At 28.9% G+C, this 24,523-nt stretch carries 26 protein-coding genes and 1 tRNA gene; 15 read left to right on the forward strand and 12 right to left on the reverse strand.

Annotated elements, in window-relative coordinates:
• Window positions 1–27: 27 nt before the first annotated feature.
• The 3 genes from AAC008_RS13700 (at window position 28) to AAC008_RS13710 (ending at window position 3,767) form a co-directional block, all read left to right on the forward strand.
• Window positions 28–2,505 carry a DUF5686 and carboxypeptidase regulatory-like domain-containing protein gene (locus AAC008_RS13700; protein ID WP_339889959.1) on the forward strand — a complete coding sequence of 826 codons (2,478 nt, stop codon included), beginning with the start codon at window positions 28–30 and terminating at the stop codon, window positions 2,503–2,505.
• Between the two features lie 119 nt (window positions 2,506–2,624).
• Entirely contained in the window at window positions 2,625–3,245 is a 621-nt protein-coding gene (locus tag AAC008_RS13705; RefSeq protein ID WP_339889961.1) for a hypothetical protein, read from the forward strand.
• A gap of 90 nt (window positions 3,246–3,335) precedes the next feature.
• The gene (locus AAC008_RS13710) at window positions 3,336–3,767 is read left to right on the forward strand and encodes a hypothetical protein (RefSeq protein ID WP_339889963.1); all 432 of its coding nucleotides are present in this window, start codon (window positions 3,336–3,338) and stop codon (window positions 3,765–3,767) included.
• Between the two features lie 70 nt (window positions 3,768–3,837).
• Here AAC008_RS13710 and AAC008_RS13715 read toward each other — a convergent pair whose 3' ends face one another.
• The 4 genes from AAC008_RS13715 to AAC008_RS13730 all read right to left on the reverse strand — a co-directional run bounded on the left by AAC008_RS13715 (window position 3,838) and on the right by AAC008_RS13730 (window position 7,024).
• The gene (locus tag AAC008_RS13715) at window positions 3,838–4,605 is read right to left on the reverse strand and encodes a TSUP family transporter (protein WP_339889965.1); all 768 of its coding nucleotides are present in this window, start codon (window positions 4,603–4,605) and stop codon (window positions 3,838–3,840) included.
• Window positions 4,606–4,705: 100 nt separating this feature from the next.
• Window positions 4,706–6,019, reverse strand: coding sequence for a UDP-N-acetylglucosamine 1-carboxyvinyltransferase (murA, locus tag AAC008_RS13720; protein WP_339889967.1), 1,314 nt, complete (start codon window positions 6,017–6,019; stop codon window positions 4,706–4,708).
• A gap of 4 nt (window positions 6,020–6,023) precedes the next feature.
• Window positions 6,024–6,731, reverse strand: a complete 708-nt coding sequence (locus tag AAC008_RS13725) for a DUF4290 domain-containing protein (protein WP_339889969.1) — start codon at window positions 6,729–6,731, stop codon at window positions 6,024–6,026.
• 8 nt (window positions 6,732–6,739) lie between these two features.
• The gene (locus AAC008_RS13730) at window positions 6,740–7,024 is read right to left on the reverse strand and encodes a DUF493 family protein (protein ID WP_339889971.1); all 285 of its coding nucleotides are present in this window, start codon (window positions 7,022–7,024) and stop codon (window positions 6,740–6,742) included.
• Between the two features lie 127 nt (window positions 7,025–7,151).
• On the opposite strand from AAC008_RS13730, the gene AAC008_RS13735 reads away from it, so the two are divergent.
• The 5 genes from AAC008_RS13735 to AAC008_RS13755 all read left to right on the forward strand — a co-directional run bounded on the left by AAC008_RS13735 (window position 7,152) and on the right by AAC008_RS13755 (window position 11,684).
• A complete protein-coding gene (locus AAC008_RS13735) occupies window positions 7,152–7,691 on the forward strand; it encodes an ATP-binding protein (RefSeq protein WP_339889972.1) in 540 nt (179 codons plus the stop codon).
• Between the two features lie 41 nt (window positions 7,692–7,732).
• Window positions 7,733–9,619, forward strand: a complete 1,887-nt coding sequence (locus AAC008_RS13740) for an ATP-dependent DNA helicase RecQ (protein WP_339889974.1) — start codon at window positions 7,733–7,735, stop codon at window positions 9,617–9,619.
• The gene (gene fmt / locus AAC008_RS13745) at window positions 9,619–10,566 is read left to right on the forward strand and encodes a methionyl-tRNA formyltransferase (RefSeq protein ID WP_339889976.1); all 948 of its coding nucleotides are present in this window, start codon (window positions 9,619–9,621) and stop codon (window positions 10,564–10,566) included. The genes AAC008_RS13740 and fmt overlap by 1 nt, the downstream gene beginning before the upstream one ends.
• A gap of 167 nt (window positions 10,567–10,733) precedes the next feature.
• On the forward strand, window positions 10,734–11,012 hold the full coding sequence (locus AAC008_RS13750) for an HU family DNA-binding protein (protein WP_339889978.1): 279 nt from the start codon (window positions 10,734–10,736) through the stop codon (window positions 11,010–11,012).
• 111 nt (window positions 11,013–11,123) lie between these two features.
• Complete coding sequence (locus AAC008_RS13755) at window positions 11,124–11,684, forward strand: YqgE/AlgH family protein (RefSeq protein ID WP_339889979.1); 561 nt, start codon at window positions 11,124–11,126, stop codon at window positions 11,682–11,684.
• Here the strand turns inward: AAC008_RS13755 and AAC008_RS13760 are convergent.
• Both AAC008_RS13760 and AAC008_RS13765 read right to left on the reverse strand, forming a co-directional pair.
• The gene (locus tag AAC008_RS13760) at window positions 11,676–12,506 is read right to left on the reverse strand and encodes an aminotransferase class IV (RefSeq protein WP_339889981.1); all 831 of its coding nucleotides are present in this window, start codon (window positions 12,504–12,506) and stop codon (window positions 11,676–11,678) included. The two genes, AAC008_RS13755 and AAC008_RS13760, sit on opposite strands and share 9 nt — an antisense overlap.
• A 48-nt stretch (window positions 12,507–12,554) precedes the next feature.
• Window positions 12,555–12,947, reverse strand: a complete 393-nt coding sequence (locus AAC008_RS13765; RefSeq protein WP_339889983.1) for an START-like domain-containing protein — start codon at window positions 12,945–12,947, stop codon at window positions 12,555–12,557.
• A gap of 144 nt (window positions 12,948–13,091) precedes the next feature.
• Between AAC008_RS13765 and AAC008_RS13770 the strand changes: the two genes are divergently transcribed.
• Both AAC008_RS13770 and AAC008_RS13775 read left to right on the forward strand, forming a co-directional pair.
• A tRNA-Met gene (locus AAC008_RS13770) sits at window positions 13,092–13,165 on the forward strand.
• Window positions 13,166–13,394: 229 nt separating this feature from the next.
• A complete protein-coding gene (locus AAC008_RS13775; RefSeq protein ID WP_339889985.1) occupies window positions 13,395–13,709 on the forward strand; it encodes a hypothetical protein in 315 nt (104 codons plus the stop codon).
• Window positions 13,710–14,371: 662 nt separating this feature from the next.
• On the opposite strand, the gene AAC008_RS13780 is transcribed toward AAC008_RS13775, so the two are convergent.
• Complete coding sequence (locus AAC008_RS13780; RefSeq protein WP_339889987.1) at window positions 14,372–14,719, reverse strand: hypothetical protein; 348 nt, start codon at window positions 14,717–14,719, stop codon at window positions 14,372–14,374.
• 53 nt (window positions 14,720–14,772) lie between these two features.
• Window positions 14,773–16,143, reverse strand: a complete 1,371-nt coding sequence (gene hisS, locus AAC008_RS13785; protein ID WP_339889988.1) for a histidine--tRNA ligase — start codon at window positions 16,141–16,143, stop codon at window positions 14,773–14,775.
• Between the two features lie 216 nt (window positions 16,144–16,359).
• On the opposite strand from hisS, the gene AAC008_RS13790 reads away from it, so the two are divergent.
• Window positions 16,360–17,601 carry an ABC transporter permease gene (locus AAC008_RS13790; RefSeq protein ID WP_339889989.1) on the forward strand — a complete coding sequence of 414 codons (1,242 nt, stop codon included), beginning with the start codon at window positions 16,360–16,362 and terminating at the stop codon, window positions 17,599–17,601.
• A gap of 6 nt (window positions 17,602–17,607) precedes the next feature.
• Here the strand turns inward: AAC008_RS13790 and prmC are convergent, their stop codons facing one another.
• Genes prmC through AAC008_RS13805 form a run of 3 tightly spaced genes read right to left on the reverse strand, consistent with a single transcriptional unit; the run spans window position 17,608 to window position 19,949 of the window.
• Complete coding sequence (gene prmC / locus AAC008_RS13795; RefSeq protein WP_339889991.1) at window positions 17,608–18,492, reverse strand: peptide chain release factor N(5)-glutamine methyltransferase; 885 nt, start codon at window positions 18,490–18,492, stop codon at window positions 17,608–17,610.
• 24 nt (window positions 18,493–18,516) lie between these two features.
• On the reverse strand, window positions 18,517–19,434 hold the full coding sequence (locus tag AAC008_RS13800) for a hypothetical protein (RefSeq protein ID WP_339889993.1): 918 nt from the start codon (window positions 19,432–19,434) through the stop codon (window positions 18,517–18,519).
• 38 nt (window positions 19,435–19,472) lie between these two features.
• Window positions 19,473–19,949 carry a GNAT family N-acetyltransferase gene (locus AAC008_RS13805; RefSeq protein ID WP_339889995.1) on the reverse strand — a complete coding sequence of 159 codons (477 nt, stop codon included), beginning with the start codon at window positions 19,947–19,949 and terminating at the stop codon, window positions 19,473–19,475.
• Window positions 19,950–19,987: 38 nt separating this feature from the next.
• On the opposite strand from AAC008_RS13805, the gene ribD reads away from it, so the two are divergent.
• Genes ribD through AAC008_RS13820 form a run of 3 tightly spaced genes read left to right on the forward strand, consistent with a single transcriptional unit; the run spans window position 19,988 to window position 22,503 of the window.
• A complete protein-coding gene (gene ribD, locus AAC008_RS13810) occupies window positions 19,988–21,028 on the forward strand; it encodes a bifunctional diaminohydroxyphosphoribosylaminopyrimidine deaminase/5-amino-6-(5-phosphoribosylamino)uracil reductase RibD (protein WP_339889996.1) in 1,041 nt (346 codons plus the stop codon).
• A complete protein-coding gene (locus tag AAC008_RS13815; protein ID WP_339889997.1) occupies window positions 21,021–21,878 on the forward strand; it encodes a DMT family transporter in 858 nt (285 codons plus the stop codon). The genes ribD and AAC008_RS13815 overlap by 8 nt, the downstream gene beginning before the upstream one ends.
• 1 nt (window position 21,879) lies before the next feature.
• Window positions 21,880–22,503: a YigZ family protein gene (locus AAC008_RS13820; RefSeq protein WP_339889998.1), complete on the forward strand. Its 624-nt coding sequence runs from the start codon at window positions 21,880–21,882 to the stop codon at window positions 22,501–22,503.
• On the opposite strand, the gene AAC008_RS13825 is transcribed toward AAC008_RS13820, so the two are convergent.
• Entirely contained in the window at window positions 22,498–22,899 is a 402-nt protein-coding gene (locus AAC008_RS13825; RefSeq protein WP_339890000.1) for a thioesterase family protein, read from the reverse strand. The two genes, AAC008_RS13820 and AAC008_RS13825, sit on opposite strands and share 6 nt — an antisense overlap.
• Before the next feature lie 193 nt (window positions 22,900–23,092).
• Here AAC008_RS13825 and dnaA point away from each other — a divergent pair, with 193 nt between their 5' ends.
• The gene (gene dnaA / locus AAC008_RS13830) at window positions 23,093–24,520 is read left to right on the forward strand and encodes a chromosomal replication initiator protein DnaA (protein WP_026716978.1); all 1,428 of its coding nucleotides are present in this window, start codon (window positions 23,093–23,095) and stop codon (window positions 24,518–24,520) included.
• Window positions 24,521–24,523: the final 3 nt, after the last annotated feature.

Here is a 24,523-nt window from a genome sequence, read left to right on the forward strand (position 1 = left end):
CTCGTCTATACAATAAACCCTTATTTTATGAAAAAAATTTACGCACTTGTATTTGGTCTTTTTTCAATTTTTACATTTGGACAAATTAAAGGAACCGTTACTGACGCTAATGGTGAAGCTTTAGCTTTTGTTAGTATTTATATTGAAAACACTTATATTGGAACCACTACTAATGAAAATGGGAAATATGAGTTGATGTATAATGGAAATAAAAATGTAAATATCATTTATCAATATTTAGGATATAAAACGCAAAAAAACATTTTAAACATAGATAGGTTTCCCTTCACAAATGATGTTAAATTAATTGAAGAAAATTATAATTTAAACGAAGTCGTTCTGATTGAAGGAGAAAATCCTGCAGATATAGTCATTCGAAATGCTGTAAAATCTAAAAAAATTAATAGTGCTAAAACTGATAAGTTTGAAGCTGACTTTTATTCAAGAGGTATTTTTAGAGTTAAAGATGTTCCTGAAAAAATCATGGGAATGAAAGTGAGAATAGAAATGAATGATTCTGGAGCGGATTTAGACTCAACAGGCAGTGGCATTATCTATTTATCTGAAACAGTTTCTAAAATAAAGGTTGAAAAACCAAATAAACTTAAAGAAGAAATTATAGCCAGCAAAGTAGCTGGAGAAGACAATGGATTTAGTTATAACACCGCTTTAAATACCAATTATGATTTTTATGAAAATTATATAGATTTCGAGGTCAACATGGTTTCTCCAATTGCAGATAATACCTTTAGTTATTACAAATTTAAATTGGAAAGCACATTTTATGATGACAACAATCAGTTAATCAACAAAATATTGGTTACTCCAAAACGCGACAAAGAACCTGTTTTTGAAGGATACATTTATATAGTTGAAGATTCATGGGCAATTTATAGCGTTGATTTAGATATTAAAGGATACAGAATGCAACAGCCAATTCTGGAAACCATGAAATTAACTCAAAATTTTAGTTATAACACTACCAATAAACTTTGGATAAAAAATGTACAAACCTTAGATTTTTTAGCTGGAATTTTTGGTGTTAAATTCTCAGGAAAATTTACTCACGTTTTCACAAATTATAATTTTAAAGAAACTTTTGAACCTAAAACTTTTGGAAGAGAAATTGTTTCCTTTGCAGAAAATGCCAATAAAAAAGAAGATTCATACTGGACAACTAATAGACAAGTTCCATTATCCGAAGAAGAATCTACAAGTTATGTTAGAAAAGACAGTGTTTCAACCTTAAGAAATTCTCAAAAATATTTAGATTCAATAGATGCTAAATCTAATAAATTTAAAATTCAAGATATTGTAACTGGCTATACTTATAAAAATAGTTTTAAAAAGAGCCGTTTTTCTTATGATGGTGTTTTAAATATTGGTTCTATAAGCTACAACACAGTCCAGGGATACAACATGAATAGTGGATTTTCATATTCTAAATACAATGAAGAAAACGGAAAATATACTTCCTTAAGCTCAACTTTTAATTATGGTTTAGCAGAAGATAGATTAAGAGTAGAAGGACGAATATATCATCGATTTAATGCACAAAATTACGCAAATATTGCAGTTGCCGGTGGAAGCAGTATAAATCAATTCAACGCAGCCGAACCTATAAGTAAGCTTGTGAATTCGGTTAGTACATTATTCTTTACCAATAATTTCATGAAATTATATAATAAAGAGTTTGTTGAAGCTATGTATGGACAAGAAACTATAAATGGTTTATATATTTCCGGAAAAGTTGGCTATGAAAACAGAAGACCTTTATTCAACAATACAGACAGAAAACTATTTAAGTCTAACGACACATATAGCTCAAATGATCCTTTGCAGCCTAACAACTTTACTTCTACTCCATTTGTAGCTCATCATTTATACAAAGCAAGTGTTGGTGCTAGAATTCGTTTTGGACAAAAATATATTACAAGACCAGACAGAAAAATAACAGTTTCAAATAATGATTATCCAGTAGTATATTTAGGATATCAAAAAGCATTTTCTGGAAGCGATGATAAATACAATTATGATTTATTAAACGCTACACTAGATTTTGACAAGAAACTAGGCAACAAAGGTGATTTTAGCATTAGAATGAAAGCTGGAAAATTCTTTAATGCTGATAATATTTCATTTATTGATTACAAACATTTTAATGGAAATCAAACCCATGTTGTTTTAGATGGAAGTTACATGAACTCATTTGGACTTTTACCTTATTATAGTAATTCTACAAATGACGCTTATATTGAAACACATATTGATCATAATTTTAAAGGATATATTATGAATAAAATTCCATTATTAAATAAATTACAATGGAATTTAATTGGAGGTTTTCATCAAATAAATGTTCCAAATGTAAAACCATATCAAGAATTCTCTGCAGGATTTGACAATATTGGAATCGGAAAATTAAGAATTTTTAGAATAAGTTATGTAAGAGCTTATCAAAATGGTTATCAAGGTGATGGCGTTGTTTTTGGTATAAAAATGTAATAATTAGATTTTCGGATATTTGAGAATCCAGATTTAGTCTATAAAAACAGTAAAATAATTATTTTCAGCGCAAGTAACATCTTTTTTTATCGTCTAAACTTGATACAAAAAACATTATTATGAAATACATTATTTTACTATTTTTTGCTTTTCAAAGTTTTCTTGGCTTCAGTCAACCACCTGGTGGTGGAAGTGGCGGTGGCGGTGGAAGACCTTCTGGAGGTGGAAAAGGCCAAAATCAAGGTCCTCCAAAAGAAGACAATAAAGACAATAAAACATTTGAAGAAACCAATATAAAGGAGTTTGTAGGATTACAACATTTTGATTCGAAACTTGTTATCAAAGAAATAAAAATAAAAACGGATCAAGAAAAAGAAACTTTAGAATCTCTTTTTGCAGTTTATAACAGTCGTTTAAAAGAAATCGAAAAAGAACATCTTTTATTAATTGAAACTACTGAATTAGAAACGCGAATAAAAGAAAAAAAAGGGATTGAGAACAAAGACATTAAAGCAATGTTTGAAACTAAAAAAAGTGTTTCTATAGCTTTAGAGCCTGTAACTCATAAAACATTAGAAGCAAAAAAAGTTCTAAATCATGAATTAGAAGCCAAATTAAGTGCAAAGTCTTATAAAAAATGGCTAAAATATTTTGAAAAAAATTATCAAAAAGAAATGCCTCCTTTACCTAAAGAAAGTGATTCTGATGATAATACTAATGAAAGACCTCCTAGAAGATAAAATTAAAATTTTCTAATGAAACTCCAAATTGCAGAAAATGTGATTTGGAGTTTTTTTTTATATATTTACTAACTAACCAATACAAACAAAATGACAACATTAAACAAGCCAAACAAAGGTTTTTGGATTATCAGTATAATTGCTTTATTATGGAATTTAATGGGTGTAAATCAATATTTGCAACAAGCCTTTATGACCGATTCATTTAAAGAAATGTACAATGAAGAACAATTACAAATGATTATTGATTCACCCTCTTGGGCTACTGCTGCATTTGCAATTGCTGTTTTTGCAGGAGCAATTGGTTCTTTACTATTATTACTTCGTAAACAAATAGCAAAATCTATATTAATACTTTCTTTGATCGGAATAATTGTACAAATATATCATAACTTTTTTGTTATAGATTCAATGGCAATTTATGGTCCAGGAGCATTAGCTATGCCAATTATGATATTAGGAGTTGCCATATTTTTAATTTGGTATACCGATTATTCAAGTAAGAAAGGTTGGATGAGTTAGTTACTAACAAAACATCAAAAAGTCCAAATTCTAAGATTTTTTTTTAGCATTTGGACTTTTTTTTTAATTATTATTTTATAAACACATCATATCCAAAACGAAGTAAAGCAATTCCAACAACAATTAAAAAGAAAACACGAATAAAACCATTCCCTTTTGATATTGCTAATCTTGCGCCAATCCAAGAACCAGTTGCATTACAGATAGCCATAGGAATTGCAACAGACCAAAGTATTTTTCCCTTCATGACAAACAAAGTTATAGAACCAATATTTGTAGCCAAGTTGACCAATTTTGCATATATATTAGCTTGTAAAAAATCAAAACCTAAAATTGCAATAAATGCCATTATTAGTAAACTTCCAGTTCCTGGTCCAATAAATCCATCATAAAAACCAAGAAAAACACAAATTACAACTGCATAAATGTAGATATGCTTTTGTGATAATTTATCTACCTGAAATTGACCAAAATCTTTTTTAAAATAAGTATAAAGAAGTAATAAAACCAAAATCACAAACAACAAAGGCTTCATGAAATCGTTTTGCATCACATTTAATAAACTAGATCCTATATAGGCAAAAACAAAAGAAACAATTGCCATTAATCCGAACAACTTCCAATTAACGGTAGCTTTTTTTAAGTATTGATATGTAGCAATACTAGTTCCACTAAATCCAGGAATTTTTAATGTACCGATAATAGTAGCTACACTTTGAGTTGGCATTAATATTAAAGCTGCAGGTGTTTGAATTAATCCACCACCACCAACGATAGCGTCAATAAATCCTGCTACAAATGAAGCAATGCAAAGTAAAATTATGATGTATGTTTCCATTATTTAAAATCGAATTAAAAAATCCAAACTCCGATTTATTACGGAATTTGGATTTATATATTTTCACTGAACACTAAAAACTGAATACTGCCAACTATTTCTAGCTAACTCTTACAATCTTTGCTCCAATAGCTCTTAAACGACCATCTATATTTTCGTAACCTCTATCAATTTGTTCTATGTTTTGAATAGTTGAAGTTCCTTTTGCAGAAAGTGCCGCAATTAGTAGTGAAATTCCAGCTCTAATATCTGGAGAAGACATTGTTGTAGCTTTTAATTGTGATTGGAAATTGTGTCCCATAACTACAGCTCTGTGTGGATCACAAAGAATAATTTTAGAACCCATATCGATTAATTTATCCACGAAGAATAATCTACTTTCAAACATTTTTTGATGAATTAAAACTTCTCCTTTTGCTTGTGTAGCAACTACTAAAATTATACTCAATAAATCTGGAGTAAATCCTGGCCAAGGTGCATCTGAAACCGTAAGAATAGAACCATCAATATCAGTCTTTATTTGATAACCATCTTTATGTTCTGGAATATAAATATCATCTCCTCTTCTTTCAAGAGTAATTCCTAATTTTCTAAATACATTTGGAATTTGTCCTAAATTATCCCAGCTCACATTTTTAATTGTAATTTCACTTCTTGTCATAGCCGCAAGACCAATCCAAGAACCAATTTCAACCATATCAGGTAAAATTCTGTGTTCACAACCACCAAGAGTTTCAACTCCTTCAATAATTAATAAATTAGAACCAACACCTTTAATGTTTGCACCCATTGAGTTTAACATTTTACACAACTGTTGCAAATAAGGCTCACAAGCAGCATTGTAAATTGTAGTTGTTCCTTCCGCTAAAACAGCAGCCATAACTATATTTGCTGTTCCAGTTACAGAAGCTTCATCCAATAACATGTATGCTCCTTTTAATCTACCTTCATTTTCAACACCATAAAAATGGTCTTCTCTTTCGTATCTAAATTTTGCACCTAGGTTAATAAAACCTTCAAAGTGAGTATCTAATCTTCTTCTACCTATTTTATCACCCCCTGGTTTTGGTATATATCCACATCCAAAACGAGCTAATAATGGACCAACAATCATTATTGAACCTCTTAAACTTCCACCTTCTTTCTTAAAAGCTTCTGTTTTTAGGTAATCTATATTAACTTCATCCGCTTGAAATGTATAATCTCCAGGTCCATTTTTTTGAATTTTAACGCCTAAATTACCCAAAAGAGTAATTAATTTATTAACATCAATAATATCAGGTACATTTGTAATTCTAACTTTTTCTGACGTTAATAATGCTGGGCATAAAACTTGTAAAGCTTCGTTTTTTGCACCTTGTGGAGTAATTTCTCCTTTTAATTTTACCCCACCTTCAATTTGAAATGTTCCCATAAAATTATGCTTTTCTATTTTTTAATTTATTACTAGAACCTTTTTTTACAATTTTACTCTTTTTTGTAACCGATGTTTTACTATTTGAGCCAAATTGTGTTTTATTCGATTGTTTTTTATTTACTTTAATCAAATCATATGATGTAGAAAGTTCTTCTTCAGATTTAAGTAAATCAATTTTTCCGTCAGAAAGCTCAAATAAATGTTGAAAAACTACAACGTCTTCAACCGTATCTTTATTCCAACTTAAAAAACTTTTTTTCATGTGATTGGCAATCACAATTATCAATGCATTTTTCAATTCACCATCTTCCCATTTGTTAGCTACATCAATCATATACTTGATGTTATTTCCGTAAAAACGATATTTTGGATAATTTTGAGGGTAAGCTAAACGTTCTGGTTTTTGATTTAATTCTTCTCTTGAAGGAATTGGATAAGGTGAGTCAACTTCTAATTTAAAATCAGACATAATAAATAGTTGATCCCAAAGTTTATGTTGAAAATCAGGCACATCACGCAAATGAGGATTTAAAGTTCCCATTACGTCAATTATGTATTTTGCTGCTTTATTTCGTTCTTCTTTATCTTCAATTGCAGTTGCTAAATCAATTAGTTTTTGCAAGTGTCTTCCATATTCAGGAATAATTAAATGCGAACGTTCTGCATTATATTCAAGATTAAAAACAGCATCTTGTGTATCGTATTTCATAGGTATTTTTATAAAGAAATTATGCCTTCAATAGTTGAAAATTCTTGGTATTTATCCACCACAGCTTGAGCACTTTTCATTGTTACATTTACAGAAATACTAGTGTATTTTCCGTTTTTGGATGCATTCGTATTGATTACTGCTCCCATATTATCAAAAGAATTTTCAATAATCGCAATTTTGTGATTATCCGAAGGAATAATAAATTTAAATAAATATTCTGAAGGCCAAACAGTTGAGTTAGCAAGTTCTTCCTTTAATCGTTTATAAAAATCTTCTGTTTTCTGATCCATTTTTTGAAATTCTTTTGAATAGCAAATATACTTTTTTATGTTCAGACTTAAAAGCAAGTAACTTATAATTTTAAAAGCAGTGAAGATTTTTAAAAAAAACTTATTTTTGCCGCAAGAAAATCACCAAATGAATAAAGAAATAGTAGTTATAATTGGAGGACCAAGTTCAGGAAAAACAACTTTAATTGAAAAATTAAAAGAAAACGGGCACATTTGTTATCCAGAAGTTTCGAGAGAAGTCATTAAAGAAGCTCAAGAAAAAGGTATTGAACAATTATTTTTAGAACAACCTTTACTTTTCAGTGAATTATTGTTAGAAGGCCGAAAAAAACAATTCCATTTAGCTAATAATGAAAAAGCAAATATTGTGTTTCTTGACAGAGGAATTCCTGATGTTTTAGCTTACATGCACTATATTGGAGACAGTTATCCTGCTTTTTTTGATGAAGCATGTAAAGAACATATTTATTCAAAAATATTCATTTTACCGACTTGGAAAGAAATTTATGTTAGTGATGATGAACGTTATGAAAGCTATGAACAAGCTTTATTAATTCAGGAACATTTGGTTGAAACTTATAAAAATTATGGCTATGAATTAATTGAAGTTCCAAAAGATACTGTTGAAAATAGAATGCAATTTTTACTTCAAAATTTAAATCTTTAAATAAAAGTAGTATTTTTATGCTGTTTTATAACAAATCCTAAATGTCTGAAGCACAACAAATTCTTCAAAAATACTGGAAACACGATAGCTTTAGAGATCCTCAAGAGCAAATCATCAATGCCATTTTAGACGGAAACGATGCTTTTGCCTTATTACCAACTGGTGGCGGAAAATCGGCTTGTTATCAAGTGCCTGGAATGCTTTTAGACGGAATTTGTTTAGTCATTTCTCCGTTAATTGCCTTGATGAAAGATCAGGTTGAAAATCTTCAAAAAAAAGACATAAAAGCCATTGCTTTAGTCGGAGGAACTTCTCAAAATGACATTATTGACATTTTAGACAATTGCCAATTCGGAAATTATAAATTCTTATATCTTTCTCCAGAAAGACTTCAACACGATTGGATTGTTGACAGGTTAAAACAATTAAATATATCCTTAATTGCAATTGACGAAACACATTGTGTTAGTCAATGGGGTCATGATTTTCGTCCAGCTTATTTAAAAATTTCAAAGTTAAAAGAAGTTTTTCCTAAGACACCTTTTTTAGCTTTAACAGCTTCAGCAACTTCAAAAGTTCAAACAGATATTATTGAAAATTTAGCTTTAGAAAATCCAAAAATATTTACAAAATCGTTCGAACGAAAAAATTTAGCTTATCACGTCATTAAAACTGAAGATAAACTTACTAAAATCAAACAAATTGTAAGTAAAAATGCAGAATCTTCTATTATATATGTTAGCAACCGAAAGGCTTGTTTAGAAATTTCTAGTCAAATGAATCATTTGGGATTTTCTGCCACTTTTTATCACGGAGGCTTATCCTATAAAGAAAAAGAGAAAAATCGTTTGCTATGGATGGAAAATAAAGTCCAAATAATCGTAGCCACAAATGCTTTTGGAATGGGAATTGACAAACCTGATGTAAAAACAGTTATTCACATTCATTTGCCTCAAAATTTAGAAAATTATTATCAAGAGGTTGGTCGTGCAGGTCGAAATGGAGAAAAAGCTTTTGGCGTTTTATTGACAAATGCAAGCGATATAAAATCGGCAAAATCGCAATTTATTTCTGTTTTACCAGATAAAATGTTTTTGAAAAATGTTTACATCAAACTAAACAATTATTTTCAAATTGCTTATGGTGAAGGTTATAATGAGAATTTTTCTTTCAATTTAAATCATTTTTGCTCACATTATCAATTTCCAATTTTAAAAACATATAATAGTATTCAGTTTTTGGATAGACAAGGGATTTTGACTTTACAGAATTTGTTTTCAGAAAAAATTGATTTGCAATTTATTATTTCAAGTAAAGAAGTTATTCGTTATATGAGTTTAAACACTAATGATGAAGAAATAATTTCAACTATTTTAAGAACGTACACCGGAATTTTTGAAATGGAAACTTCAGTTAGTCCAAACTTAATTGCTAAAAAATCAAATTCTACTGAAAAGAAAGTACTAGAAGCAATCCATAAATTACATCAAAGCAATGCTGTTAATTTGAAGATTCACAATAATGATAGCAACATTACATTTAATGAAGCACGTGAAGATGAACTTACAATAAACAGAGTCAGTAAATTTTTAGAAACTCAAAACCAACAAAAAGAAGAAAAGTTCAAGAAAATGATTGAATTTATTGAAGACACTTCGATTTGTAAAAACAAGTTACTCCTTACCTACTTTAATCAAGAAACTAATGAAGATTGTGGAATTTGTTCAACTTGTATTTCAAAAAATAAAAAAAATCCTTTAGATTTATCTGTTCAAATTATAGAAATACTTCAGTCAAGTCCAACTTCTTCAAAGGAAATAGAAAATAAACTTTCAATAACAAGCGAAGAAACTATCTTTGCATTACAGCAATTATTAGAGAAAAATAAGATTGCAATTAATTCACAAAACAAATTTTACCTTATATAATGAAGAAATTAAAAATTGTATTTATGGGAACTCCAGACTTTGCTGTCGGAATTCTTGATACCATTTATAAAAATGACTATGAAATTGTTGGAGTAATTACTGCTGCAGACAAACCAGCTGGTCGTGGACAAAAAGTAAGTACTAGTGCAGTTAAAGAATATGCTTTAGCCAACAACTTGCGATTATTGCAACCAACTAATTTAAAAAGTGAAGATTTTTTAGCAGAATTAAAAAGTTTAGAAGCCAATTTACAAGTAATTGTTGCCTTTAGAATGTTACCCGAAGTTGTTTGGAAAATGCCCGAATTAGGAACATTTAATCTTCATGCTTCTTTATTGCCACAATATCGTGGTGCTGCTCCTATTAATTGGGCAATTATAAATGGTGAAACAAAAACAGGTGTAACCACATTCTTTATTGACGATAAAATTGATACTGGTGCCATTATATTAAAGAAAGAAACTCCAATTTGTGAAACAGAAACAGTTGGTGTTCTTCACGACAGATTAATGCATTTAGGTTCAGAAGCCGTTTTAGAAACGCTTGAGTTAATTGAAAATGAAAAAGCAACTACAACTATTCAACCTGAATCAACAGATTTAAAAACAGCTTATAAACTCAATAAAGACAACTGTAAAATTGATTGGACAAAATCCGGAAAAGAAATATACAATCAAATTAGAGGTTTAAATCCATATCCTGCAGCTTGGACATTTTTTATAGATGGAGAAAACGAGTGGAATGTAAAATTATACGAAGTAGAATTCATTGAAAATAAGCATGATAATGCAACTGGAAAAATAATAGCTTCAAAAAAAGAATTACATATATATACAGTTGATGGATATTTAGATATAAAATCCTTACAAATGCCTGGAAAAAGAAAAATGGAAGCTCAACAATTATTAAATGGTATAGTTTTTTCTGATGAAATTAAAGCTATCTAAGCTTCAAAAGTCAATAAACATAGGTGTTTAAGTCATGTTTATTAACATTTAAACGATTTTATCAACATTTTAGACGAAAAAGACAGTAAATACTTGCACCATTCATAGATACTGCTAAATTTGTAGTAGTAAATTAAAGTTTAACCAAAATAATTAAATCATTTATTATGAACAAATCAGAATTAATCGATGCAATGGCAGCAAGTGCTGGTATCACAAAAGCAGCAGCTAAATTAGCATTAGAGTCATTTTTAGGAAATGTTGAAGGAACTTTAGCTAAAGGCGGAAGAGTTTCATTAGTAGGTTTCGGTTCTTGGTCAGTTTCTAACAGAGCTGCAAGAGATGGAAGAAATCCTCAAACTGGAAAAACTATTAAAATTGCTGCAAAAAATGTAGTAAAATTTAAAGCTGGTTCAGAATTAGAAGGATCTGTAAACAAAAAATAATTACAGAATAAAAATATAACCTCTCCTAGTGAGAGGTTTTTTTTTACAAAAACTTTACTTTTTTTGAATTTAAAAAAGATTTTTCTTAACTTTAATTTAAAATCATTGCGTATGAATGAGGTAAAAATAAAAAGAGGTCAGCTACTCCTTTCAGAACCAGCACTTTTAGGAGAAAATTCTTTTAATAGGTCTGTTATTTTATTGGCAGAATATACTGAAGACGGAACTGTTGGTTTTATTTTAAACAAGCCGCTTGAATTTACGATTGGTGATTTAATTCCAGATATAAATTCAAGTTTAACTATTTATAATGGTGGTCCAGTTGAACAAGATAATTTATATTTTATTCATACTGTTCCAAACAAAATTAAAAATAGTATTGAAATTTCTAATGGAATTTATTGGGGCGGTGATTTTGAGTCTTTAAAGACCTTATTAAACGAAAACGAAATTCTTAAAACAGAAATTCGCTTTTTTCTTGGCTACAGTGGTTGGACAAAGGAACAATTAGAAACTGAATTACAAGAAAATAGTTGGCTTCTTATTGAAAACAAGGAAAAAGAGAATCTTCTTTCAAAACCGACTAGTGATTTTTGGAAAGAAAAAATTGAAGCTCAAGGTGGAGATTATATTTTATTTTCAAACGCACCCGAAAATCCTATTTTAAATTAATTCGTTTAGTTTTTCGTTTAATTGAATTGAAAAATCGATTCCAAATTCTTTTTTTCTGTATTTTGTTATGGGTTGAATTCCCGTAATTACATTTGTAATAAACAATTCATCCGATTTTTGTAAATCAAATGGTGAAATTGATTTTTCTACACATTCAAATCCTTCCATTTTATTAATTAATACTATGAGTTGTTTTCGCATTATTCCGTTTAAACAACCATCAGAAATAGGTGGAGTTATGATAGAATTCTCCATTTTCATGAAAATATTTCCATTTAAAGCTTCCACCACATTTTTATCATCATTTAACAAAATACAATTGTGATAATCATTTTCTTTGGCAAAAATACTTCCTGTAACATTAATCATCTTATTAGTAGTTTTTAGTGTCGAAAGCAAATGCTTAGAAACATAAAAATCTTTGTATAATTCTACTTCATAAAAATCATTTGAAACACTATATTCTTTTGAATTTAATTTTTGAGCCACGGCTACAAAATCTACAGCATTAGTTTCGGGCAAATAAAAACCTTTTGAGCTTCTATAAACTGTTAATCTAACTCTAGCAGAGTCAGAGATTTTCAAAGAATTTGTTAATGATAAGATTTGATCCTCAAAATATTCTAAAGTAAAATTCATTGGAATTTCCATTCTACAAATTCGCATGGAAGCCATTAGTCTAAAATAATGATCCTCAGCAAATAAAACCTTACCATCTATTACTTTTAAGGTTTCAAAAACTGCGTCTCCAAAAAGAAAACCTCTATTATTTTCAATTGTAGTTGCGCTTGAATCTTGTATATTTCCGTTAAAATTTATCATAAAAAATCCCGATTTAAAATCGGGACAAATATACTTTTATATTTTTGATTACACAGAACCTAATACGTGTTTCAAGTCAGAAATTTGATTTTCCCACAAAGATTTTGATTCTTCTACCTCATCTTCATCTGCAAAGTCAACAATTACTATAGAAACGTCCTTTGTAATCTCATCAACCATCAATTTAATTTCAAAAAAGTAGTCTGTTTCTGAATTATCATCATTCAACCATCTGAATTTTACTCTTTCATCGGTCTTTTTTGACATCAGTTTTGCTTTCTCTTCACTATCATCCCAAATAAAAGTGAACAACTCTCCTCTTGAATTCACATTATCAGCAAACCACTCAGACAAGCCTGAAGGTGTTGATATATATTGAAATAATAATTGTGGTGAAGACATTATAGGAAACTCTATTTCATATTTTACTTTTACTTCCATCGCTATAAATTAAATTTTTTCGAATATATAATAATTATGATATATAAAAAAATAAAAAATGAAAAATAATTTTAAAAATATATTTGAATTACTTACAAAAATTTATATATTTGCACCCGCATTGAGGAAATGCACACACCTCTTGGCGAGGTAGCTCAGTCGGTTAGAGCACTGGATTCATAACCCAGAGGTCACGAGTTCAAATCTCGTTCTCGCTACAAATTAAAAGCTAACATTCTTATTGAAAGATTGTTAGCTTTTTTTTATGGAATAAATCTAAAATATTAGGTTAAAATTTATACTTTTAGATTAAATCCAAGAGACTTAGTGTATCAAAAGAGATTTCATTTTGAAGAATGAAAACTTTATTGACTAATCTAAAAAACAATGAAAATAAGTAAGATTATAGGTTTCACTGCATTAATAATATTTACAATTCTATTTATTATGAATATTATTAGAAAATTTAATAATAAAATTGAACTTGATAAAGTCGGTGTTTTTACAATTTGTAAAGTTTATAAATTCAATAACCATAAAAGGTATCAAAATTATTATTATTACTATTATTTTAATGACAAGAAAATTTATAAAGTAGAAGATATAAACTTCCCAAAATTAGGAGACTATAGTGTCAATAAGTTTTATGTTTTAAAACATTTAAAAAATAACCCTGAAATCTGTAAGATATTTATCGATCAAGAAGTAACTGACACTCCCAGAATTTTATCCAATGGATTTAAAATTGATATAAAAAAATAGCTATTACGACAGTTTATCAAGTGAATATAAATATAAAACAGACAAAAAATATATTAAACAAGCTTATTAAAATGGAAAAAATAATAAATCCAATTATATCATTTTTTATATTTACTATTTGTATTTCAAAATATTTATTAATTAACATATTTGAAATCATACCAAAATATGGAGTTACAAATAGACTAATAAGTTGGTTATTTATTTTACCACTTACAATTATAGGGTTCTTTATATCAATTATAATTTTATTTAAATCACTTAAAGAGATTAAAACTAATTATATTAACATTCTACTTGTTTTACCAATGATTTTCTATGTATTATACTTTTTTATATTTAAGTAATTAATAAAAATCAATCATTTTTACAAGTTAACAACACCATTAATAAGTTGTTAATAACTTGCTTTTTTGTTAATAACTATGAATTAAGTTGTTTTTTAACGGTTAATAACCCCTTTTAACGAATAATTTAAAATATATTTTTGTTAATAACTATAAAGACATACATTTGAAGTGTAATAATAATAGAGAGTTAAGGGACTTTATTTAAATATTACATTATAAAAAACTAAAGAGTAATTTTTAAGATTTTTTATTAAATATTTGATTGTTTGTTTTGATGAAAAAATCCAACTTGCCAGTTGGATTTTTTTGTTTTTAAATCTTAAACCTGTTCCCTAATTTCTTTCCAACAATGTATGCTACAAAAAATCCGAGAATGATAATTAAAAGGTTTAAAAAGGTATATAAAACATAAAACCATTTATCTTCGGAAGATGAATAACAAAGAGAGTCAAGCAAAAAACAAAACTCTTTTTCTTCGGTATTGAATTGGGTTAACAAAAAACTCAACAAGAACAGAACTCCAATTGAAGTAAAAACATATATAACGTTTTTATTCATTGGCTTTTTTCCTGTTGGTTTAAAAACATTTCGTTCTAATTCTGAACGCTTATTGTTTTGTAACGACCAAACTACTTTTTTTGCTTCCTCGTCTATATCCATAATAAATTCCAAAAATCAAATTCCAAATTCCAAAAACAAAGTTCCGCTTTAATTTATTGAAGTAAAGTAACTAATGTTGCTAAATCCACTTTTTGTTGTTCTCCTGTAGCTAAATTTTTCAAAGTATATTCCTGGTTACTCATTTCTTCATCACCGACTAAAACTGCAAACGGAATTCCTCTTTTATCTGCGTGTTGAAACTGTTTTCCAATTTTAGCAGTATCAGGATACAATTCCACTTTAATGTTGTTAGCTCTCAATTTAGTGATTGCTTTCATACTATATAGAGCTTCTTTGTCACCAAAATTAATAAACATCGCTTTTGAAGTCGCTAAAACCGTTTCTGGAAACAAGTTTAACTCTTCAATTACTAAGGCAATTCGATCTAAACCAAATGATATTCCAACACCACTCATATTTTTTAAACCAAAAATTCCGGTTAAGTCATCATATCTTCCACCACCACCTATAGAACCCATTGCGACTTCTTTTGGTGCAGCGACTTCAAAAATTGCTCCAGTGTAGTAATTTAAACCTCTTGCAAGCGTTACATCTAAATCCAAAGAGGCTGATTGCAATCCTAATTCTTGAATCGTTGTACAAATAAATTGCAACTCCTCTACTCCTTTTTTTCCTTCTTCAGAAGATGAAAGTAAGTTAGAAAGTTTCTCTATTTTCTCATTTATAGTTCCTGTAAAATTGAATAAAGGTTGAACTTTAGCAATTGCTTCATCAGAAATTCCTTTTTCAAGCATTTCTTTTTTCACACCATCTTCACCAATTTTATCTAATTTATCTAAAGCAACTGTAAAATCAATTAATTTATCTGAAGCACCAATTACCTCAGCAATTCCAGATAAGATTTTACGATTGTTAATTTTTATGGTTGTTCCTTTTAAGCCTAACTGACTAAAAACAGAATCGTATAATTGAACCAACTCTACTTCTTGCCATAAAGACGTTGAACCAACAACATCTGCATCACATTGAAAAAATTCTCTAAAACGTCCTTTTTGAGGTCTATCTGCTCTCCAAACCGGTTGAATTTGATATCTTTTGAACGGAAATTCAATTTCGTTTTGGTGTTGAACAACGTAACGTGCAAAAGGAACTGTTAAGTCGTAACGAAGTGCTTTTTCTGAAATTTGAGAAGTAACTTTTAAGCTATTCTTTTCATTTAATGAAGTCTCATCAGCTTTAGCTAAAAAATCTCCTGAATTCAAAATTTTAAAAATAAGTCTATCACCTTCTTCTCCATATTTTCCCATTAAGGTTTCTGAATTTTCAAAAGAAGGAGTTTCTATAGGTTGAAATCCAAATTTTTCAAAATTCGATTTAATAATTGAAAATATATAATTTCTCTTAGCTACTTCAGCTGGAGAAAAATCTCTTGTTCCTTTTGGAATACTTGGTTTTTTAGACATTTTTTGTTAGATTTTCGGATATTCAGATTTTGGATTTTCGGATAAAAGAAAAACCAAATACTTTTTCAAATGCAAATATCCTATTTTTTGAAGGAATAAAAGAATTACGAGTTGTTTTTTTGCCTCCTGATTTCCAAAATCTGAAAATCTATTATCTGAAAATCTATTATCTACAAAAAAGTGTAACAATTTTAAATTTGCATAGTCTAATATAACATGGTAGGATTATTTAAAGAAAACACAAAAATTGCTTTAGACTCAATACGAAGTCAAGCATTGAGAACCTCATTAACGGTTTTTATTATTGCACTTGGAATTACAGCTTTGGTTGGAATTCTGACAGTTGTTTCTGCTCTAAAGAATACAATTTTAAATGATTTTGCATCAATGGGTGCAAATACATTTTCAATTAGCCAATATGATCTATCTTCAGAAATTAATCAAAATGATGTAGATGTTCGTGTTAATCCTATCATAAACTATCCACAAGCAAGAGAATTTCAAGACAAATTTGATTTCCCATTTACAACAACTTCTCTTTCATTCACAGCAGCTTCAGCAGTTGAAGTTAAATATGCAGGTAAAAAAACAGATCCCGAAATTAGTATTTTAGGTGTTGATGAGAATTTTTCTCCAAACAAAGGTCTAAAAGTTGCAAAAGGTAGAAATTTCAATTCTTTTGATATTGCTAATAACAATTATGTTTGTGTTTTAGGTTCGGATTTTGAAAAAGGTTTGTTTGATGGAATTAATCCAATTGATAAAATTATCTCAATTCGTGGTGCAAAATTTAAAGTCATAGGTGTTTTAAAAGAAAAAGGTTCCACATTTGGAAATAGTCAAGATTTACGTGTTTTAATTCCAAATCAAGTAGCTCGTTCTTTATTTTCTGCTCCAAACATCAACTATGATTTGAATGTAATGGTTAATAATGAAGCTTTATTAGATGAAGCTGTTGATGATGCGATTATTACAATGAGGCAAGTTAGAAAGTTAAGTCCTGTTGAAAAAGAAAATTTCGGAATTGAAAGAAGTGATGACCTTATTCAGACTTTATTATCTAATACAGAAGTTTTAAGTATTACTGCTTGGGTAATTGGAATTATAACTGTTTTTGGTTCTTCGATTGCTTTAATGAATATTATGCTGGTTTCAGTTAGTGAACGTACTCGTGAAATTGGAATTAGAAAAGCATTAGGTGCTAGAAGTCAGACAATAGCTTGGCAATTTTTTACGGAAACTTTAGTAATTGGTCAATTAGGTGGAATTGTTGGAATTATTTTAGGAATTGGAATTGGATACGGAATTGCAATGGCAATTGGATTTGCTTTTGTAATACCTTGGATGGCAATGATTGCTGCGTTTATTACAACTTTTGTGGTAACTATAGTTTCTGGAGTTTATCCTGCGATGAAGGCTTCTAAACTTGATCCTGTTGAAGCGTTGCGATATGAGTAATAAAATTTATTTGTCGCAAGAAATCATTCTATCATTTCCATAAATATCTTTGATTAACTGAATATTTTTGAAATTCATATTTTGAAGTAAATCAACCATTTCTTTTCCTAAATATTGATTGATTTCGAAATATAATGTTCCGTTTTTAGAAAGATTTTTTTGTGCTAATTGAGCAATTTTTCTATAGAACAATAAAGCATCAGTATCTTCTACGAATAAAGCTAAATGAGGTTCATATTCTAATACATTTTTCTTGATTTCCTCTTTTTCTAAATTTCGAACATAAGGTGGATTTGAAACTATTACATCAAAAAAGGCATTAGGTTCTAGGTTATGGGTTTTAGGAAACGTTAAATCTTCAACTTCAAGAATACTTTTGCAAATAAAATTAATTTCAACTTCATTTAGTGTTGCGTTTTGTTGTGCGATATCTAAAGCCTTTTCAGACACATCTAAAGCATAAACTTTTGCATTATGCCAATTCTTAGCTAAACTAATAGCAATACAACCTGAACCTGTTCCAATATCTAGAATTTTTGGCTGAACTGTTGAATTGTTTATTTGTTTATTTGAAAGAATAAGTTCAACTAATTCTTCGGTTTCTTGTCTTGGAATTAAAGTGTTCTCATTTACTAGAAATCGCAATCCAAAAAATTCCGTTTCTCCTAATATATATTGAATGGGTTTTTCTTGTTTTAACTCATTTACAATCGAATTCCATTTTTCAACTTCATTTTCAGTAATCGAAAAATTAGGATCTAAAGCTAAATCAATTCGTTTTTTTTGATGTAGGAATTCAGATATGATGAAAAAGAAACTTTCGATTTCTTCTTTATCATAAATTGACTCTAATGTTTCAGTGAAACTTATTTTATATTGTTTTAAAATCATTCAAATATATTTTTCTTTACTTCTTTAATCCCATTTTATATTGTACTTTTTTGTGATAAGTTCGAAAATGTCTTTATCTAGTTGCCAAGGAGCCAAACCAACCGCCATTCTTCTTTTGTCTAAATTTTCAAAATCATTAATTCTTTCACTTGTAGTGCCGCTATAAATTCCATACTCAAACATGCCTGTGCTCCTTAAGTTGCTATCAATTAGGCTTCCATAAATTTCTGCTGGCGCTCTTCCTCTTTTAATTAAATCAAGAAATATGGGTTTCCAATATTCAGCTCTTTCTCTATTGATATGAAAAACAAAAGTAGTGGCGTGGAAAAATTGATCATCAATTGAAGAATTTCCAAATTGAGGAAACATTTCATCAGGAAAACAATCACAATCTGAAACTATTCTCTTTAACTTCAAGTAATTAATACTGTCAACTCTTTTTAATCCTTCATAATCACGATTAATTCTGACACTTTGGTCTTCCTCTTTCATTTTTAAAATTTCATTTCTTAAATCTAAATCAACTCGTTTTGCATAAGCGTCATAATATTTTTTAGAATTTCGCTTTAATTTTTTCCATGATTTTAAATTTCTAATATTCGTATTAATAGAATCAATTGTAGAATTTTCAAACCTAAAACCATAATCTCTAACTGAAATTTCTAAGTAATGAACTGCTTCTTCTAACTTGTTTAAACGCGCTGCACATTCTGTTAAAATTGAAGGCTCGTTTATTTCTCCTTGTTTCAATAAAGGACAATTACTTTCAGCTTTTTTTAATAAATCATAGGCTTTTTGATAATTCTCTTTCAAATATTCATATTGTGCTTCATACACAAACTGATAATAATTGTTTATGTAATCATATTCTTCATTAATCTTCTTTTTTTGAGAAAATCCAACAAATGAAACCAACAAAATCAATAAAAACTTATTTTTCATATAATTAAATCTTACTACTTAATACTCAAACCTTAATACTACAACTCCTTCATCATCCAAACCGGACAACTTGTATGACCTGTACAACCAAGTGGTTCGTCTAAATAGTGAAATCCAACTTTTTGATATAACTTCTGAGCATCTTTCATCATTTCTAAAGTTTCTAAATAACACTTTTCAAAACCAACTTCTTTTGCAAAATCTATACATTTTAAAATCATTTGTTTTCCAAGACCTTTTCCTCTAGCTTCGGGAGCGAAATACATTTTTTGTAATTCACATATTTCTTTAGGTCCATTATCTAAAGGTGCAATTCCACTTCCTCCAATTATTTCTCCTTCATGTTCAATTACAAAATACACAGTGTTCTCTTTATTATACACTTCATATAAAGTATCTAAAATTGGATCTTCATAAGCGGTTCCTGTTTTTGGAGCTTCTAATTCTATAAAAACATCTCGAATTACCTTAGCAATTTGAGCATTATCTTCTTTTTTAATTTTTCTAATCAGCATAAAAATATATTCTAAAACAAAAGTACTATTTTTGTCCTGTGAAAATACATGAAAAATATATAAATCGTTGCATCGAATTAGCCAAAAATGGTTTAGGCACAACTTATCCAAATCCTTTGGTAGGAAGTGTTGTTGTTTACAACGATAAAATTATTGGTGAAGGTTGGCATAAAAAAGCGGGTGAACCTCATGCTGAAGTCAATGCGATAAATTCAGTTAAAGACAAATCATTACTTTCAAAAGCTACTATTTACGTTAGTTTAGAACCTTGTAGCCATTTTGGAAAAACGCCACCTTGTGCAGATTTGATAGTTTTTCATAAAATTCCGAATGTAGTTATCGGAACAGTTGATCCCAATGAGAAAGTTGCAGGAAAAGGAATAAAAAAATTGATGGAAGCTGATGCAAATGTCACTATTGGTATTTTAGAAAAAGAATGTTACAATTTAAACAAAAGGTTCTTCACTTTTCACAATAAAAAAAGGCCTTACATTATATTGAAATGGGCAGAAACTGCTGATGGCTTTATTGCTCCAATCTTTAAAGACGAACAAAAACCTGTTTGGATTACTAATAGTTATTCAAGACAGCTAGTTCATAAATGGAGAACCGAAGAACAAGCTATTTTAGTAGGTACGAAAACGGTTTTAGATGATAATCCAAGTTTAAATGCTAGAGATTATTCGGGTAATAGTCCTGTTCGAATTGTTTTGGATAAATCAGGAAAAATTAATTCTAAATTCCATGTAAAGGATAACACAATTAAAACTATAATTTTAACTGAAAATGAAGATTTTCAAACAGTTGAAAATTGTATTTATGAGAAATGTACTTTTGATAAAAATCTAATTGAAACCATTTTTGCTGTTTTAGTAAAACATCAAATTCAATCGGTAATTATTGAAGGTGGAAGCAAAACCATTCAGAGTTTCATCGATAAAGATTTATGGGACGAAGCTCGTGTTTTTAAAGGGAAAACTATTTTTGAAAAAGGCATAAAAGCTCCAACAATCAACCATTCTGCAAGAAGAAAAAATCAAATTCTGACTGATGAATTAATATATATTGTAAATGATTAACTTAGTATTAGCTATTCTATTTTCAAGCTTACTTTATATTGTTTTTAAGTTTTATTCAAAATTCAACATTAATACTTTTCAAGCGATTGTATTTAATTATGTTGCTGCTTTTTTGGTTGGAATAGTATTGTCTGAAGAAACATTAGCTTTCCATTCAATTCTTAATAAGTCTTGGTTGTTTGGAAGTTTCATATTAGGTGGATTATTCATATTAGTATTTAATATTTTAGGAAAAACATCACAAGAAAATGGTGTTTCTGTGGCTTCAGTTTCAAGCAAAATGTCTATGATAATTCCTATTTTGTTTGGCATCTTCTTTTTTAAGGAATCCATCACTTTAGAAAAAATAATTGGAATTGGAATTGCATTGATTGCCGTTTATTTCACGTCAAAAAAAGAAGCTGGCAAAGTTGAAATAAAGAATTTTATTTTTCCTATTTTACTTTTTTTTGGAGCTGGAATTGTTGATACAAGTATGAATTATCTACAACACACACATTTAAAAGATAGTGAAATTGCCTTGTTTTCGGCGACTACTTTTTTATCAGCTTTCTTTTTTGGAATTCTAATTTCAGTCTTTAAAACTATAAAAGGGAATTTTAAATTTGAAGGTAAAAATATAATTGGCGGAATTGCTTTAGGTGTGCCCAATTATTTTTCAATGTATTTTTTAATTAAAGCACTTCACAATAAAAATCTAGAAAGCGCAACCGTTTTTACTTTAATTAATATTGGTGTAATTTTGCTATCAACCGTTTTTGGAATAATTTTATTCAAAGAAAAACTTTTAAAACAAAATTACTTAGGTATTGCATTAGCTATTATTGCTGTAATTTTAGTTACTTTATAAAATGAGTGAAGCATTAAAAGACACATACAAAACCTTGTCACAACCATCAGAAGAAGTATTGTTCAAAGAAAAAAGCAGTAAATTCTTTGGCTATGCTTTTCCTATAAATAATGAAGATGATGTTAAAGAAGCATTAGAGTTACTTAAAAAACAACATAATTCAGCTCGACATTTTTGTTATGCCTATCAATTAGGAACCGAGACTATTTCGTATAGAGTCAACGATGATGGCGAACCTAATAATAGCGCTGGAATGCCTATTTATGGACAAATTCAATCTTTTGATGTCACTAATGTATTAGTTGTAGTTATTCGTTATTTTGGTGGTGTTAAATTAGGTGTTGGAGGATTAATTAGTGCTTATAAAACTGCTGCACAAATGGCTTTTGAAGTTGCCGATATTGTTGAAAAAACAATTGATGTTCATTTCGTCATTTCATTTGATTATAAAAACATGAACAAAGTCATGAGAATAATTAAAGAAAAAAATCTTGAAATGGTTTCACAAAAAATGGAAATGAGTTGTGAAATTGAAATTGCAACCCGAAAAAAAAATGCCGAAAACATATTCGACATTTTTAGTACAATTTATGAAATTATCATAAAAGAAAAGGAATCATTATAAACCTGATATTTTTTCCATTACATAACTTGGAGGAATTGTCGGTTTACCAGTTTTCATGTCCACAAAAACCAACATTGAATAGCCAGTTGTTAACAACTCTTGTTTCTCGTTATAAATCTCGTAGTCAAATTCTATCTTAACAGAGGTTTGTCTTTTAAAGACGGTTTTTACCGTTAAAAGGTCATCGTAACGTGCTGGTTTTTTATAATTTACGGTTAAAGAAACAACTGGAAGCATAATTCCATTTTCTTCCATCCATTTATAGGAAACCCCCATGTTTCTTAACCATTCCACACGTCCCATCTCAAAATACTGAGCATAATTACCATGATAAACTACTCCCATTTGGTCTGTTTCCGCATACCTTACACGTACAGAAAATTGATATTCTTTCATATATAAATTATGTTAATTTTTTTCATTACATTTGTTAAACATCTTACAACTTTTTTTTTTAGTAATCAACCCCTATTTAATTTTTTTTATTAAAAAAATGTTCACATATTTGTTCTCCCGAAAGTTGAGACATATATTTGTTGAAAACGACAAAAAAAAATTAATAAAAAACATCACTAATAGAATTGAATTTATGGCTAGAACTGCGCAATCAGTATGGGAAAACTGTTTAGATTTTATCAAAGATAACATTCAAGACCAAGCATTTAAAACTTGGTTCGAACCTATCAAATCAGTTGAACTAACCGACAACGCATTATATATTCAAGTTCCTAGTAAATTCTTCTACGAATGGCTAGAAGAACATTATGTTAAATTATTAAAAGTAGCTCTTACAAAAGAACTTGGTCCTTCGGCAAAGTTACTATATAAAATCAAAATGGAAAACACTTATGGTAATAATGTTCCTTACACAGAACAGTTACCTAGTTCCCAACGTTCAAGTGTTAAACCACAAGAAGTTGATTTTCCTATTGTAAATAAAAATGCAGAGCTAAGAAATCCTTTCGTGATTCCTGGTATCAGAAATTTAAAGATTGAATCTCAATTAAATCCAAATTATAGTTTTGACAACTTCCTAGAAGGTGATTCAAACAGATTGGCACGTAGTGCAGGTATGGCTGTAGCTAATAAACCTGGAGGAACATCATTTAATCCACTTTTAATTTTTGGTGGTGTTGGATTAGGTAAAACGCATTTAGCTCACGCTATTGGTGTTGAAATCAAAGACAAATACCCTGAAAAAACAGTTTTATATATTTCAGCTGAAATTTTCACACAACAATATATAGATTCCGTTAAGAAAAACACTAGAAATGATTTCATTCACTTCTATCAATTAATTGATGTTTTAATTATTGATGATGTTCAATTCTTATCTGGAAAATCAGGAACACAAGACGTATTCTTCCATATTTTCAACCATTTACATCAAAATGGAAAGCAAGTAATTCTTACTTCTGACAAAGCACCAATTGACATGCAAGATATCGAACAACGTTTGTTATCTCGTTTTAAATGGGGACTTTCAGCAGAATTACACCAACCAGATTATGAGACTAGGGTTTCTATCTTGAAGAATATTCTTTACAGAGATGGTGTCGAGATGCCTGATGAAATTATTGAATATGTTGCTAAAAACATCAAATCGAATGTTAGAGAATTAGAAGGAGCAATTATTTCTTTAATTGCACAATCTTCTTTTAACAAAAGAGAAATCACTGTTGAACTAGCTAAACAAATTGTTGAGAAATTTGTTAAAAATGTAAAACGTGAAATTTCTATCGACTATATCCAAAAAGTTGTGTCAGAATATTTTCAATTGGATTTAGATATTTTACAATCAAAAACTAGAAAAAGACATGTGGTTCAGGCCCGTCAATTAGCTATGTTTTTTGCTAAAAAATATACTAAAAATTCATTAGCAAATATTGGCTCACAAATTGGGGATAGAGATCATGCTACCGTACTTCATGCCTGTAAAACAGTTGACAACTTAGTTTCTACTGACAAGCAATTCAAGAAATTTGTAGAAGACATCAATAAAAAATTATCATTATAAAAT

This window comes from uncultured Flavobacterium sp. (assembly GCF_963975515.1).
Lineage (GTDB): Bacteria > Bacteroidota > Bacteroidia > Flavobacteriales > Flavobacteriaceae > Flavobacterium.

Coding starts and splice junctions, on each gene's coding strand:
- AAC008_RS13700 (WP_339889959.1), top strand. CDS start 28: ATGAAAAAAATTTACGCACTTGTATTTGGTCTTTTTTCAATTTTTACA.
- AAC008_RS13775 (WP_339889985.1), top strand. CDS start 13,395: ATGAATATTATTAGAAAATTTAATAATAAAATTGAACTTGATAAAGTC.
- prmC (WP_339889991.1), bottom strand. CDS start 18,492: ATGATTTTAAAACAATATAAAATAAGTTTCACTGAAACATTAGAGTCA.
- hisS (WP_339889988.1), bottom strand. CDS start 16,143: ATGTCTAAAAAACCAAGTATTCCAAAAGGAACAAGAGATTTTTCTCCA.
- AAC008_RS13740 (WP_339889974.1), top strand. CDS start 7,733: ATGTCTGAAGCACAACAAATTCTTCAAAAATACTGGAAACACGATAGC.
- AAC008_RS13750 (WP_339889978.1), top strand. CDS start 10,734: ATGAACAAATCAGAATTAATCGATGCAATGGCAGCAAGTGCTGGTATC.
- AAC008_RS13820 (WP_339889998.1), top strand. CDS start 21,880: ATGAGTGAAGCATTAAAAGACACATACAAAACCTTGTCACAACCATCA.
- AAC008_RS13765 (WP_339889983.1), bottom strand. CDS start 12,947: ATGGAAGTAAAAGTAAAATATGAAATAGAGTTTCCTATAATGTCTTCA.
- AAC008_RS13725 (WP_339889969.1), bottom strand. CDS start 6,731: ATGAAATACGATACACAAGATGCTGTTTTTAATCTTGAATATAATGCA.
- AAC008_RS13805 (WP_339889995.1), bottom strand. CDS start 19,949: ATGCTGATTAGAAAAATTAAAAAAGAAGATAATGCTCAAATTGCTAAG.
- AAC008_RS13710 (WP_339889963.1), top strand. CDS start 3,336: ATGACAACATTAAACAAGCCAAACAAAGGTTTTTGGATTATCAGTATA.
- AAC008_RS13780 (WP_339889987.1), bottom strand. CDS start 14,719: ATGGATATAGACGAGGAAGCAAAAAAAGTAGTTTGGTCGTTACAAAAC.
- AAC008_RS13715 (WP_339889965.1), bottom strand. CDS start 4,605: ATGGAAACATACATCATAATTTTACTTTGCATTGCTTCATTTGTAGCA.
- dnaA (WP_026716978.1), top strand. CDS start 23,093: ATGGCTAGAACTGCGCAATCAGTATGGGAAAACTGTTTAGATTTTATC.
- AAC008_RS13815 (WP_339889997.1), top strand. CDS start 21,021: ATGATTAACTTAGTATTAGCTATTCTATTTTCAAGCTTACTTTATATT.
- AAC008_RS13760 (WP_339889981.1), bottom strand. CDS start 12,506: ATGATAAATTTTAACGGAAATATACAAGATTCAAGCGCAACTACAATT.
- AAC008_RS13800 (WP_339889993.1), bottom strand. CDS start 19,434: ATGAAAAATAAGTTTTTATTGATTTTGTTGGTTTCATTTGTTGGATTT.
- AAC008_RS13825 (WP_339890000.1), bottom strand. CDS start 22,899: ATGAAAGAATATCAATTTTCTGTACGTGTAAGGTATGCGGAAACAGAC.
- AAC008_RS13705 (WP_339889961.1), top strand. CDS start 2,625: ATGAAATACATTATTTTACTATTTTTTGCTTTTCAAAGTTTTCTTGGC.
- murA (WP_339889967.1), bottom strand. CDS start 6,019: ATGGGAACATTTCAAATTGAAGGTGGGGTAAAATTAAAAGGAGAAATT.
- fmt (WP_339889976.1), top strand. CDS start 9,619: ATGAAGAAATTAAAAATTGTATTTATGGGAACTCCAGACTTTGCTGTC.
- AAC008_RS13790 (WP_339889989.1), top strand. CDS start 16,360: ATGGTAGGATTATTTAAAGAAAACACAAAAATTGCTTTAGACTCAATA.
- AAC008_RS13730 (WP_339889971.1), bottom strand. CDS start 7,024: ATGGATCAGAAAACAGAAGATTTTTATAAACGATTAAAGGAAGAACTT.
- AAC008_RS13735 (WP_339889972.1), top strand. CDS start 7,152: ATGAATAAAGAAATAGTAGTTATAATTGGAGGACCAAGTTCAGGAAAA.
- AAC008_RS13755 (WP_339889979.1), top strand. CDS start 11,124: ATGAATGAGGTAAAAATAAAAAGAGGTCAGCTACTCCTTTCAGAACCA.